Origin of the sequence: Desulfitobacterium sp. LBE (genome assembly GCF_007830365.1) — a bacterium.
Taxonomy (GTDB): Bacteria; Bacillota; Desulfitobacteriia; order Desulfitobacteriales; family Desulfitobacteriaceae; genus Desulfitobacterium; species Desulfitobacterium hafniense.
In genome coordinates this window covers 344,703-357,122 of the sequence record NZ_VLKD01000001.1, presented here as the reverse complement: position 1 = coordinate 357,122, position 12,420 = coordinate 344,703, and the positions used below count along the sequence as shown (strand labels likewise).

The 12,420-nt window shown below is 46.4% G+C and carries 13 protein-coding genes; 5 read left to right on the top strand and 8 right to left on the bottom strand.

Annotated features, from left to right (window positions below; all coding sequences use genetic code 11):
* The first annotated feature begins 74 nt into the window (after positions 1-74).
* Genes DESLBE_RS01705 through DESLBE_RS01690 form a run of 4 tightly spaced genes read left to right on the top strand, consistent with a single transcriptional unit; the run spans position 75 to position 3,162 of the window.
* Positions 75-1,061 (top strand): metal ABC transporter substrate-binding protein, encoded by a 987-nt coding sequence (locus DESLBE_RS01705; RefSeq protein ID WP_005812034.1) that lies wholly within the window; start codon positions 75-77, stop codon positions 1,059-1,061.
* A 60-nt stretch (positions 1,062-1,121) separates the two neighbouring features.
* On the top strand, positions 1,122-1,877 hold the full coding sequence (locus tag DESLBE_RS01700; protein ID WP_005812032.1) for an ABC transporter ATP-binding protein: 756 nt from the start codon (positions 1,122-1,124) through the stop codon (positions 1,875-1,877).
* Complete coding sequence (locus DESLBE_RS01695; RefSeq protein WP_018211538.1) at positions 1,861-2,718, top strand: metal ABC transporter permease; 858 nt, start codon at positions 1,861-1,863, stop codon at positions 2,716-2,718. Before DESLBE_RS01700 ends, DESLBE_RS01695 begins: the two co-directional genes overlap by 17 nt.
* A 6-nt stretch (positions 2,719-2,724) precedes the next feature.
* On the top strand, positions 2,725-3,162 hold the full coding sequence (locus DESLBE_RS01690) for a Fur family transcriptional regulator (protein ID WP_005812030.1): 438 nt from the start codon (positions 2,725-2,727) through the stop codon (positions 3,160-3,162).
* A 7-nt stretch (positions 3,163-3,169) separates the two neighbouring features.
* Here DESLBE_RS01690 and DESLBE_RS01685 read toward each other — a convergent pair whose 3' ends face one another.
* The 8 genes from DESLBE_RS01685 to DESLBE_RS01645 all read right to left on the bottom strand — a co-directional run bounded on the left by DESLBE_RS01685 (position 3,170) and on the right by DESLBE_RS01645 (position 11,910).
* A complete protein-coding gene (locus DESLBE_RS01685; RefSeq protein ID WP_015944329.1) occupies positions 3,170-3,787 on the bottom strand; it encodes a DedA family protein in 618 nt (205 codons plus the stop codon).
* A 659-nt stretch (positions 3,788-4,446) separates the two neighbouring features.
* Entirely contained in the window at positions 4,447-5,829 is a 1,383-nt protein-coding gene (locus DESLBE_RS01675) for a SpoVR family protein (RefSeq protein ID WP_026183812.1), read from the bottom strand.
* 46 nt (positions 5,830-5,875) lie between these two features.
* Positions 5,876-7,006: a sporulation protein YhbH gene (yhbH, locus tag DESLBE_RS01670; protein WP_005812024.1), complete on the bottom strand. Its 1,131-nt coding sequence runs from the start codon at positions 7,004-7,006 to the stop codon at positions 5,876-5,878.
* A 12-nt stretch (positions 7,007-7,018) separates the two neighbouring features.
* Positions 7,019-8,920, bottom strand: a complete 1,902-nt coding sequence (locus tag DESLBE_RS01665; RefSeq protein ID WP_005812023.1) for a PrkA family serine protein kinase — start codon at positions 8,918-8,920, stop codon at positions 7,019-7,021.
* A gap of 207 nt (positions 8,921-9,127) precedes the next feature.
* On the bottom strand, positions 9,128-9,340 hold the full coding sequence (locus DESLBE_RS01660; RefSeq protein ID WP_015944332.1) for a hypothetical protein: 213 nt from the start codon (positions 9,338-9,340) through the stop codon (positions 9,128-9,130).
* Between the two features lie 147 nt (positions 9,341-9,487).
* Positions 9,488-10,021, bottom strand: a complete 534-nt coding sequence (gene cobO / locus DESLBE_RS01655) for a cob(I)yrinic acid a,c-diamide adenosyltransferase (RefSeq protein ID WP_005812021.1) — start codon at positions 10,019-10,021, stop codon at positions 9,488-9,490.
* A gap of 4 nt (positions 10,022-10,025) precedes the next feature.
* On the bottom strand, positions 10,026-10,553 hold the full coding sequence (locus DESLBE_RS01650; protein WP_144674930.1) for a hypothetical protein: 528 nt from the start codon (positions 10,551-10,553) through the stop codon (positions 10,026-10,028).
* An 85-nt stretch (positions 10,554-10,638) separates the two neighbouring features.
* Entirely contained in the window at positions 10,639-11,910 is a 1,272-nt protein-coding gene (locus tag DESLBE_RS01645) for a DUF2225 domain-containing protein (protein ID WP_172625347.1), read from the bottom strand.
* A 132-nt stretch (positions 11,911-12,042) separates the two neighbouring features.
* Here DESLBE_RS01645 and DESLBE_RS01640 point away from each other — a divergent pair, with 132 nt between their 5' ends.
* Positions 12,043-12,294, top strand: a complete 252-nt coding sequence (locus DESLBE_RS01640) for a hypothetical protein (protein ID WP_015944334.1) — start codon at positions 12,043-12,045, stop codon at positions 12,292-12,294.
* The last annotated feature ends 126 nt before the right edge of the window (positions 12,295-12,420 follow it).

Here is a 12,420-nt window from a genome sequence, read left to right as displayed (position 1 = left end):
AAGGATAATTTGACATCCCCTGTATTTTCAAGTACACTTTCTTATTGAAATATTATATCAATAAGGAGGAACCTATGCGTTCGTTCGTTAAACATTCCCATTGGCTAAAACTATTCCTGATAGCTTCCCTTGTCTTCTTGGCAACAGGATGCTCTGCTGAAAAACCTGTCAGCACCATGAATCAGAAGGTCGTCATTACCAGCATTTCCCCTCTGGCCGATCTGATTAAAAATGTAGGTGGAGAGAGCATCCAGGTGATCAGTTTGGTTCCGACCGGGAGCGATCCCCATACTTACGAACCTACGCCCGAGGCGGTACGCCAGGTGACCGGGGCCAAGCTCTTCTTCGCCAACGGGGTCGGCCAGGAAACTTATTTAGAAAAGCTCATCACTAATTCTCAGAATAAGGATCTGCGCACGGTGATTCTGGCCGATGGATTAGAGATACTGGGCATTGATGACCATGATAGTGACCATGAGGAAGAGAGTGCTCACGACGAAGCTGAAGTCCATAGAGAAGGTGATGGCCATGACCATTCCCAGGGAAACCCTCACCTTTGGCTGGATGTAAAAAATGCCCAACATTATGTAAAATCTATTCGTGATGCCTTGATTGAGACCTATCCCCAGGATCAGGAGATTTTTAAAACCAATGCCGAAAACTACCTGCGGGAACTGGAAGCATTAGATCAGTGGATACAGGAACAAATTCTTACGATTCCCCAGGAGAACCGGGATTTGATCGTCTACCATGATGCCTGGGTCTATTATACAGAGCGGTACGGACTCACTGTCCTGCGGCCGGTGGTTCACGGAGATGAGTCTGAACCTTCGGCAAAGGATTATGCTCAGCTCATCGAATTGATTAAAGAGCATCAGGTCAAGGCTATCTTTGGTGAAGTGGGTTTCAATACCAAGCTTGTTCTGCAACTGGCCCAAGAAACCGGGATTAAGGTCGTGGAAGATCTGTATAATGATACTCTTGGCGTTACGCCGGAAACCGACAGCTATATCGGGATCATGAAGCACAACACCACAGCCATTGTCACAGCGCTTAAGTAATTTCACCTTAGTCATTCCACATCAGCCTAAGCCACCCTACATCAGGAAGAAGGTTTTACAATGTTGGCCGTTGAGTTTGATTCCTTTTCCTATTCACTTCCCCAACGGGATATTTTGTGGGATATCAATCTGCGCATTGCCAGCGGGTCCTGCGTCGGCATCATCGGCCCTAATGGCTCTGGAAAGTCCACCTTGATTAAAAGCATTGTCGGCCTGAATCAGGCCACTAAAGGAAGCGTTAAGGTTTTTGGACAGCCGCCGACTCGGGAATGGCGGCGCAAAATGCAGTTAGGCTATGTCCCACAGTTGAAAACCATGGATAAAGATTTTCCGATTTCGGTCTATGAAGTGGTTCTGTTAGGCCGGACCGGACGGTTAGGTTGGTTTAATCGTCCCCGAGCCGAGGATCATCATCTGGTGGAGCAAGCCCTAAGCAAAGTTAATATGTTGAATCTGAAGGATCGCCCGATTGGCCAGCTTTCCGGAGGCCAGCAGCAAAGAGTCCTGATCGCCCGGGCCCTGGCCACGGAATCCCGTCTGTTGCTATTGGACGAGCCGGCCACAGGGTTGGATATCCCTTCTCAGCAAAGCATTTTTCGCCTGATTGAGGACCTCCACGGCGATGGCATAACTATCCTTACCACTACCCATGATTTAGCGGCCTTGGAGTATCATCATTTTGATTTGATAATTTGCCTCAATCAAACGGTTATCGCTTTTGGTCCTCCTCAGGAGGTTTTGGTCCCGCATATTCTGGAGCGCACTTTCATGGGAAATCAGCTGGGAGGGAATATTCCATATGCATCTACTTATTGAGCCTTTGCAATATGCTTTTATGCAGCGGGCCCTCATCGGCACCATTGCTGTGGCAGTGCTTACGGCAGTCGTAGGAACCTTTGTGATCTTAAGACGTCTGGCCTTTATCGGCGAAGGTTTAGCACATGGTTCTTTAGCGGGGTTAGCTATCGGCTATCTCCTGGGCTGGAATTTATACATCGCCGGCAATATCTATACCATAGGTCTTGCCTTATTTATTGGTGCGCTTCATGAGAAAGCCAAAGTCAGCCTGGACACAGCCATTGGCATTCTCTTTTCCACTTCCATGGCTTTAGGGGTAGCATTAATCAGCTCCTTAAAATTCTATTCAAGCAATTTGACCGGCTATCTTTTCGGTTCGGTATTATCCATCGGTTCTTTGGACTTGATGATCATTGTTGGTTCAACATGTGTGATTCTTGCCATTCTTGCGGTATTCTACAAAGAGTTCGTTTATTATGCCTTTGATCCGGAAATGGCCGAAGTGACAGGGTTGCCCCGTGCACGCCTGCATTATGCCATGCTGGCCATGATCGCTGTGACCGTAGTGGTGGCCTCTCAAACCGTTGGCATTATTCTTGTCACCGCACTGCTGACTATACCTGCCGCGTCGGCTTTTCAGTGGACTCATTCCCTGAAGAAATTAGTTCTGCTCTCTGTATTTTTTGGATTAATCAGCGCCATCCTCGGCCTTTATCTCTCTTATTATTTAAATGTGGCTTCCGGCGCCAGTATCGCTCTGACAGCAGCCGTAATCTTTTTACTGAGCTTTCTCTGTTCGCCCAAACGAGTCAGCCTAGGCCGCAGTTTTGGCCGTGTAAAGACCTCTGAGAAAGGGTGAACACAAATGGACTACAATGAGATCATCCAACTCATTCAAGAAAAGGGCTATCGCCTTACTGACCCACGTAAAAAAGTTATCCGCATCTTAACCAGCCATTCTGAATTTTTAGGTGCTTACGATATTCATAACCTTCTTCAGCAGGAAAATGTTCCTATTGGTGTCGCCTCCATCTATCGTGTGCTTAGTTTGCTCAAAAGCTTAGGTCTACTGAGATCTGAAGAATTCAGTGCCGGCGGCGAAAAATATCGTCTGGAAAGCTTGGCATCTCATCACCATCATTCACACCAGCTGATCTGTTCCCAATGCGGTCGTACTGAAGAATGGATAGGGGAATGCCCCATCTCCAACATCGCCGGGAAGCTTGAGCAAGACAGCGGGTATCAAATCGAGGAGCATTGGCTCAGATTTTTTGGAGTATGCCCGTTTTGCCGCAAAGAATAGAACCTTTTTACCGCCTTTTGCGGCCCTTGCGCTTAAAAAAGAAATAACCTATGCCTGCCAGGATGAGCACACCAATCACTAGATCCAGGCGGTGGAATAATGGCTTAAGTGAGTTCCAGTTAGCGCCCAGCTTTTCTCCGACGATGATTAAGAACATACACCAGGGCAGTGCCCCCAGTACTGTATAGATGGCCATTTTCACGGCACTCATTTTTGCTATACCGGCGGGCAGGGATATGAAGGTTCGTATCACGGGCAGCAGACGTCCCACTAAGACGGTAATTTCCCCATGCCGGCTGAATAAACGCTCAGTCCACTGCAATTCCTTTTCCTTGATAAAAAAATAATGTCCATAACGCTGAATAAAAGGCCGGCCTCCCCGGACACCCACATAATAGGCGACGAGACCGCCAAAAAGATTGCCTAAGGTTGCCGCTAAAGTAGCCGTCCAAAAGTCAAAATGACCTATGTAGACCATATATCCCGTAAAGGGGAGAATGATTTCACTGGGGAGAGGGATACAGGCACTTTCGATGGCCATGGCCAGAAAGACGCCAAAGTAGCCCAGGCTGGAGATCAATTCGACGACGAACTCTCCCAGTGTGGTCAGCAATTGTTCTAACAAGAGGGGTCCTCCTTTCTCCGTAGGTAGAGCTTTCTTTAGGGTCATGCCTCTGAAGCTGTTTTGCGCAAAAGTCCTGGGGAATTTCTCCAGGATTTTGCTTTACAGCGGTCGCTCCATAAGCTGTGCGGACAAAACTACCGCTCAAATCCCTCCGCTCCGAAAGGTTCCCGGCTAAATCGGCTCCTGCCTCATAGCCGGTTGGAAACGTCCTGTTTCCAACCTTTCTCCGCTGCGGGCTTTTCGCGAAGTTTTGTTTCCGCTCGCTTAAATTCGCTCTCTTCCGTAAAGCAAAATCCTTGGGCCGCTTTGCAGGTGTTTGCATGCAGGCTTTGCGAGATGAGTCGCGACCCAAGCTGTTTTTTCCGTCTTTACCGACGCCGCTGGGGGCGGCAGGGTCGGCGGCCCAAAGGGGGCCCGCAAGCAGTAGCTTTACGTACAAAAGCGGACGGATTTAGCGGAGGGGCGGTCAGGTGAACGAGGCTTTCTTAACATAGCGGAGCCACGGTTCACATCAGGTATTACCCTGAGGTTTGGCGTAGCTGTTAAGAAAGCGAGTTGACCAGCGCCGGAGCTATGGAGTACGCGTTGTGCGTAAAGCTACGCGACCCGAGCCAAGACCTTTTATCCTTCTGCTGCAGATACAACCGACATGAACAGTTTCAGTCCCTTTCCTCCTTCTGCCTATCCTGAACTTTTGCCATGCTCTTCCGGGAAATACCGCTGCTCGTGCATTCGAAAAGAATCTTTTTGCCATCCACCACAGTTTCCAGATAAACACCTTTACCCCACAATGTCTGCAGCAGCTGCAAAGTTCTTTCCAGATAAACAATGTCCAAATCCAGTCCCTCATGACCATGAACAAGATAGAGCCCGCCTTTTCCCTCGTAATCCCCATCCATGACTAGAATACGGGGATGGCCGCCATGGACCAGCTGCTTAACCAGGTTATCGCGCACCTTCTCCCAGGCGGTATCCATGACTTGCCAGTGGGCACCTACCTTACGATAATTAAAGAGGTTGAGTTCCTCAACCAATTCTTGATTGAGATAATTGCGCACAAAGGAAATGTCATTCTCCATCTCCCGTATTTCAAACAAAGTTTCCCAGTCATAATGCTCAGCAAGATGGTCCCATATCTTAACGCCTAAGTAATAGGGATTGAGCTGCAGCTTTGCAGGCTGTACGACTTGACTGTGCATTACCGCAAAATCCACCGCCTCGGCGTCAGTGAGGTCCAGTTCTCTCATAATTCGTGAATGCCAAAAGGTGGCCCACCCTTCATTGATGATTTTTGTTTCGATCTGGGGATAAAAGTATAGGGATTCTTCACGGATCATACTCAATATATCCCGCTGCCAATCTTCCAGGCTTGAAGAGTGAGTCATCAAATAAAGCAGCAGGTCTTCTTCCGGTAATCTTTCCTCAGCTTCATCATCAGTTTCTCTATCCCAAAGATCTGCATATTCAGTTAGGTGGACGGAAATTTTCTTTTGCGCTCCGCCTTTTTTGTTGGAGTTTTCGGCAGAGCTTTTTTGAGGCCCTAAATGGGCTCTGAAATCCACATGCTCTTGGATGGCTAATACCGCATCTAAGGTTTTTTCCACCTTATCCCGGCCATGCTCCAGTTCGTAGTCCCGCATGCGCCGGGCATGAGCTTCCATGCGCAGCACCATGTCCTGAGGGGTTCGTCGGAAATAGCGGTTATGCTTAAAAAAATCCACATGAGCATAGACATGGCCTATGACCAGCTTGTTCTGGATTAAGCGATTCCCTTCCAACAGAAACGCATAAGATGGGTTCGAGTTGATGACGAGTTCGTAGATTCGGGTGAGATTCAAATCATACTGCATTTTCATACGATAGAAAGCCTTGCCAAAGCTCCAATGTGTGAAACGCACCGGCATCCCATAAGCCCCGAAAGAATAAATCGCTTCAGCCGGGCAGACCTCAAAATGCACTGGATAAAAGTCAAGCCCCAGGCCTCTGGCCACCTTGGCAATTTCTTGAGCATAATAGCTAAGTTCTGTCACCTCATAGTCCATAGACACCTCTCCTGACTTTTTTCATCCTCTGCCAGTGCCAGCACGGCTAAGAAAATACCGTTTTCAGCGCTTCATAAACCTCTTGGCGATCGCGAATCGTGACAAAGCGGAGCTTGGGATCCGTAATACGCTTTAGAGAGGACATGAGGGTGCTGGAGTAGTGGGTTCTGAGAATCTCCCCATAGCCAACTACCTGACTCACGTCCACAAGCTTTTGCATCAGATTCAAGGACCGGGTGTTGTCTGAGCCAATATTATCGCCATCAGTAAAATGAACCGGATAAATATTATAGTGGGCAGGAGGATAATCCCGCCGGATGATTTCTAAAGCCAGTTGATAGACGGAGGAACAACGAGTTCCACCGCTTTCTCCCCGGGTAAAAAACTCCTCTTCTGTGACTTCTTTCGCTTCAGTGTGATGGGCCAAAAAGCGCATTTCCACATTTTCATACTTTTCCCTTAAGAAACGCACCATCCAGAAAAAGAAGGTTCGTGATATATATTTTTCAAACTGACCCATGGACCCTGAGGTATCCATCATAGCCAGGATAACGGCATTGGTTTCATAGTTAGGATGAGTTTCCCAGGTCTTAAAGCGCAAATCCTCAGGAAGTATTTTGAGGTCTTGATCCTTGCCGGCCAAGGCCTGCCTTTTGATGCTTTCGATAAGAGTGCGTTTTTTATCAATATTGGCCATCAGGCCTTTTTTGCGAATATCTTTAAATTCCGGTTTATCGTGAGCAATCAAGGGGCGTTTTTTATCATCCAAATTAGGAAGCTGCAATTCCTCAAAAAGAAGTGTAGCCAGATCCTCATAGGTGACTTCAGCCTCATAAATATCGACTCCCGGCTCATCTCCGGCACCCGGACCTTTACCGGCCCCTTGTTTGCGCTGGCTTTCCCGAGCCAGGATATCGCCATCCTGCATTCTTTTGCTTCCTTGGCCTGTGTGCTTTTTCTTGTTGTAATCAAAACGAAAGCGAAATTCTTCTAAGGAGCGCATGGGAATTTTGGTAGCCTTTTTGCCATCACTGAGGATGATGCTTTCATCAACGATTAAATCCCCAAGCTGCTTTTTGATCGCTTCCTGAACTTTCTCTTTGTGCCGGTTTTGATCCAGATAGCCTTTGCGATGTAAGCCCCAATCCTCCCGGCTGACAATAATATCATCACTCATGGTTCATCCTCCTTAACGATTGAGGAGGGAGCCGACATATTTGACGATTTCATTGGCACAAATGGGGCAGTACCCATGAAGCTGAATCAGGCGATCCGTCACTTCATTAATGCGGCGCAATTGCTCCTGGTCCGGATGGGATACTGAAGTCGTCACCTTAATCACATCTTTAAGATCGGCAAATAACTTCTTCTCAATAGCCTCTCTTAACCGCTCATGAGAAGTGTATTGAAAAGCCTTGTTTTTGCGGGCATAGATGGAAATGCGGATCAGTATTTCTTCCCGAAAAGCCTTCTTGGCGTTCTCCGATACCCCAATCTGCTCTTCGATACTGCGCATGAGCTGCTCGTCCGGCTCTAGCTCCTCTCCCGTAATGGGGTCGTAAAGCTTGCTGGAGTTACAATAGGCTTCTACGTTATCCAGGTAGTTATTGAGTAAGGATTTAGCCGATTCTTCATAGGCGTAAACAAAGGCTTTTTGGACTTCTTTTTTGGCTACTTCATCATATTCCTTGCGGGCGACCGCGATGAGATTGACCAGGTTTTCTCTTTCCTCTTTGGTGATGGAAGTATGTTGGGAAAGGCCATCCTTAAGTGCTCGTAAAATATCCAAGGCATTGATGCAGGATTTGTGATCGCGGATGAGAGCTGTTGAGATACGATTAATAACGTAGCGGGGATCAACGCCGCTCATCCCTTCACCCTGCTCTTCACCCTCAGTCATAATATCTTTAATATCCTTCTGATTAAACCCTTCCACATCTTCCCCATCGTAGAGACGCATTTTCTTGACCAGATCCATACCTTGCTTTTTGGAGGGCTTCAGCCGGGAGATGATGCTGAAGACCGAAGCCGTCCAGAGGCTGTGAGGAGCCAAATGAATCCCCTTAAGATCGCTTTGCTGGATCAACTTTTCATAGATTTTAACCTCAGAACTGATTTTCAGGTTATAGGGAACTGGAATCACGATGATCCGGGATTGGAGCGCCTCGTTCTTTTTATTGGCCACAAAGGATTTATATTCGTTTTCATTGGTATGGGCGATAATCAGCTCGTCAGCGGAAATCAAGGCAAACCGCCCTGCTTTAAAATTCCCTTCCTGAGACAGGCTGAGCAGGTTCCAGAGAAATTTTTCATCACTTTTCAGCATCTCCTGAAACTCCATAAGACCTCTATTGGCCTTATTCAATTCACCGTCGAAACGATAGGCTCGGGGATCCGATTCTGAGCCGTATTCGGTGATGGTGGAGAAATCGATGCTTCCCGTCAAATCTGCGATGTCCTGGGACTTAGGATCAGAGGGTGTGAAGGTTCCGATGCCTACCCGCTGTTCTTCGGAGAAAATGATCCGCTTGATCGGCACATCCTCTACACGGCCCTGGAACTCTTCTTCCACTCTCAGCCGGCAGACCGGACAAAGATTGCCTTCGATACGAATTCCGTATTGCTGTTCGAATTCTTCCCGCAGGACTTGCGGAAGCAAATGGAGAGGATCCTCATGCATGGGGCAGCCATCAATAGCGTAAACGGCGCCCTCCTCCGTCCTGGTATAGTCCTCCAGGCCCTTTTTCAGCAAGGTTACAATGGTGGACTTGCCCCCACTGACAGGACCCATGAGCAGAAGAATCCGTTTTCTGACATCCAGTCGTTTCGCTGCCGAATGAAAATACTCTTCTACCAGACGCTCCAAGGTTTTCTCCATGCCAAAGAGTTCTTTATTAAAGAATGCATAATTCTTATGATCATTTTCTTCTTTAATCCCTGCTTTACGAATCATCTCATAGATCCGTGCATGGGCGTGCATGGCAAGCTTGGGGTTCTCAACGATCTTTAACAGATATTCCGTAAAGGTTCCGTTCCATGCCAAGGCGGCTTCTCTATCCCGATAATTTTTAAGCCATTGTATTACTTCCATCGTAGTCCTCCTTTTCGCTATACATCATACCTTACAAGGCTTAATCTAAATATATGCCTTAATTAAAAAGAAGAGACATTAGTTTTCTCCTCCCCTGGCGAAACCTTAGCAAAGGTTCAAAGGGCAAAATAAAAACGCCTGCGGCTTTTCAGCTCCACAAGCGTTAATCACAAACTTATTACAAACTTATGCAAGGAATTTATATTACTACTGCAATCTTGTCAAATCTTTGGCGTCATAAGCATATTCTCCAGAAAAGACGTCTAATTGAACCACGAAATACTCACCGAGTTCATCTTTTTCCAAGCGTACCACGGTTCCCATTTTTGAATTATAGGTTAACACGCGGTCGCCACGTTTAAACTTTGGTAAGCGATCCGGGATGCCCGTCTTAATGGATTCATATTTTGCTGCATACATATGACTTACACCTCCGTTTTATGTGAAAGTAATTTCTTGCTCTTATTCTACCATAGTTTTTATTTTAAATCTAGTCATAATTATAGGTAATTTTCTCAAATTTCCGATAATTAATCAAATAGAATAAAATAAAATAAAAACTGTCCTTTAATACTCTATCCCTTTGCGGGCTTGGATCCCCAGCTCATAAGGATGCTTAATGTCCACCATCTCTGTGACAAGATGAGCTTTCTCTATCAGTTGAGGTGATGCATTGCGGCCTGTCATGATAATCTCTACCTGCTCAGGTTTCTGAGCCAGTAGTTCTATGACCTCCTCTTCGGGAATCAGTTCAAACCAGATGGCATTGATGATTTCATCAAGGATGACGATATCCCATTCCCCGGACAGCATGATCTCCCGGGCTCGCTCCAAACCTGCCCGGGCCTCGCGGCGATCATTTTCCTCGGCTTGTCCTTTAAAGACCCATCCCGGTGAGCCGTATTGCTCAAGTCGGCATTCCGGCTCCAGACGTTTCAATCCCTGCAATTCCCCATAATCCTGACGGCCCTTCATAAACTGAAGGATAAAAACATGATAGCCATGCCCCACCGCTCTCAGAGTCAAGCCTAAGGCAGCTGTTGTCTTGCCTTTATTATTACCGGTATAAATCTGAATTAAACCCTTTTCCAGATTAGCCATAAGTTTACACCTGCCTTGACCATTGTTCCAATTGGGGGTGAATATACGCCACATTGGGGCAGTGAATAAGTTCCGGAAACTTCTCGACGATCTGCTGAGTGAAAGCATAGGTAAAAAGTATCTTCATCGCTGATTTCTCATCGGCAGCCCGCAGTTCCACTTTGTCTGGATAAAAATAATAGCTGGTGTTGCTGTCCCGCCACGAGGTCTCCAGTTCCCCGCATTTTATTTTAATGATTCCGAACTGTTCAACTTTAATACTGCCAATGCTTGAAAAAGCCAGGGACATTTGGCCCGTTTCCAATGATACTTGCCCTGATTTATGGCGGCAATGGATGAGATGTTCAATGATCAACCGGGCCGGAATAGAAATTTCTTCGAATATTCTCCGATGGTTCCTGACTTCCTCTGCCCATTCTTCGAAATGATGGACATGAACGGAGCGGACTTTAGAAATCTTCTTCAGCGACTGTTCGATCACCTGATGGATATCTTCCAAGCTTTCCAAAAGGAGCATGTCTTCTAATTTCACAGCAATCCCTCACATATCCTTCTCTTGGCTATATCCATATTCTAACCGAAAAATGGAATCTTTCCTAGTATTCCGGCACAATTTATCAATGTTTCTTCTGACGAACCTTGCGGGAAACTCTTTGTACCGCCCGTTCCAAATCCATGGTCTCATACCCGATGTCCCGGGCAATCTCTATGGATTGCCAATAACATTGCAAGGCATCCAGATATTGCTTGCGGCGCTCATAATATTCGGCTAACCGCTGCACTGCATTCAAGGAATGGGCATGATAACCGGCAATCATCCGTTTGGACTCTTTCCGGTAGTATTCACTTTCTTCCTCTTCTCCCAAGGCGTCAAGAAGAAAGGCCAAATATTCATAACACTCACCTAAGCGGAGATCGTCTCCCAGAACCTCAAAAATGGCGGCAGATTCCAAAAAGTACTTTTTAGCCTGGCCGTACTCTTCCTTTCTGACCATAAGCCTCCCTATGCTTTGTAAACGCAGGGCCAGGCTGAGCTCATGATCGGGGCAGCATTTTATGGATAGCTCAAGGTAGTATTGAGCCTCATCCAGGTCTCCTAAGCCTTGCAGAACTTTTGCCATAAAATAGACCGACTCACTGACGTCTTCCCATAAATTATTTCTCATCTGCAGCACAACCGCCCTTTGCAGTGCTGTTAATGCTTCTTCAAGTCTCTGCAGTTCAAACATCATAAAAGCGTAGTATTGCAGGCTGTTGATCAGCGATACTTCTTCTTTGCTTCCGGCGAAGACTTTACAGGAATGTTGTATACATAGTATGGCCTGGTCTTTATCCTCCAATCGATAATGAACTTCACCAATGAGGATGCTTAACTCCCCTTCCCCTTTGGGATAATTAAACTTGTGACACAAACTCATGGCTTTCCTGTAAGTATCCTGAGCTTCCTGCCAACGTTCCAGGGCCGAATAAGCCTGACCCAAATCACTGTACAACATGGCCAAACGAAGGGGCGGCGACTCAAGAGGATATACTTCAATAGCCCGGCGATAGAAATGCAGGGCGTTTTCAAAATTGTTTTTTTCCACGGCCACACTGGCTAAACCGGCTAAAGCTTCGGACATTCCTTTATAGTTATTGACCTTTTCACAGATTTGCAGAGCTTCCCGGAATCCTTTCTCCGCGATTTCTGTCTTGCCTTGCTTCACTTGAACCGTCGCCAGTAAACGTAAGGAAAAAGCCTTTACTAAGGGTACATCGAGATGGTGGGCGATCCGCACTGCTCTCTTGAAATAATCTTCCGCTTTCACATAATCTGTTTGGCCCAAATAGGCCGTGCCTTTTTCCATTAGGGTTCGCCAAAATTCCAAGCTGTTATCGTTCATCAGCATCCCCTCCGTATCATAGTCATCATATGCAGAAAGGTGCTTTTTGGCGCGAAAACAAGCCTATAGGCGAATTGTTTAACAATCTAGACAGTAAGGTCGAAATATGTTAATCTAAATTACGTAGGAGGTGTTGTTATGAACGCTTATCGTCCTGCTCCGTCTTCCAATTGGGTTATTGTCCTGAAAATTATTCTTTTGATCCTTGCCCTTTATTTTTCGGCGATACTCCTGAGTCATGTTTTTGGTTGGTTTTTCTCCATCGCTTTTGTGGTCATTCGTATTGCCGTTTATTTTGTCACCAGTATCCTGGTCCTTCATCTTTTTCTTAAGCTCCTGTTTGGCTATGATCTCCTGAGATTTATCCTGGGGACACGATTCAGCCGTTAAGAAATGTTCATACATTAAACTATTAAAAGCACCGGCTGGTGCTTTTTTCTTTATCACTGAATAATCTCGATGAATTAGTACAGCCTCTCTTCACATGTTCCGTTCGGACTTTGAATATCTTTTGAA

Coding starts and splice junctions, on each gene's coding strand:
- DESLBE_RS01675 (WP_026183812.1), bottom strand. CDS start 5,829: ATGGACTATGAGGTGACAGAACTTAGCTATTATGCTCAAGAAATTGCC.
- DESLBE_RS01645 (WP_172625347.1), bottom strand. CDS start 11,910: ATGCTGATGAACGATAACAGCTTGGAATTTTGGCGAACCCTAATGGAA.
- yhbH (WP_005812024.1), bottom strand. CDS start 7,006: ATGAGTGATGATATTATTGTCAGCCGGGAGGATTGGGGCTTACATCGC.
- DESLBE_RS01660 (WP_015944332.1), bottom strand. CDS start 9,340: ATGTATGCAGCAAAATATGAATCCATTAAGACGGGCATCCCGGATCGC.
- DESLBE_RS01695 (WP_018211538.1), top strand. CDS start 1,861: ATGCATCTACTTATTGAGCCTTTGCAATATGCTTTTATGCAGCGGGCC.
- DESLBE_RS01700 (WP_005812032.1), top strand. CDS start 1,122: ATGTTGGCCGTTGAGTTTGATTCCTTTTCCTATTCACTTCCCCAACGG.
- DESLBE_RS01705 (WP_005812034.1), top strand. CDS start 75: ATGCGTTCGTTCGTTAAACATTCCCATTGGCTAAAACTATTCCTGATA.
- DESLBE_RS01665 (WP_005812023.1), bottom strand. CDS start 8,920: ATGGAAGTAATACAATGGCTTAAAAATTATCGGGATAGAGAAGCCGCC.
- DESLBE_RS01690 (WP_005812030.1), top strand. CDS start 2,725: ATGGACTACAATGAGATCATCCAACTCATTCAAGAAAAGGGCTATCGC.
- cobO (WP_005812021.1), bottom strand. CDS start 10,021: ATGGCTAATCTGGAAAAGGGTTTAATTCAGATTTATACCGGTAATAAT.
- DESLBE_RS01640 (WP_015944334.1), top strand. CDS start 12,043: ATGAACGCTTATCGTCCTGCTCCGTCTTCCAATTGGGTTATTGTCCTG.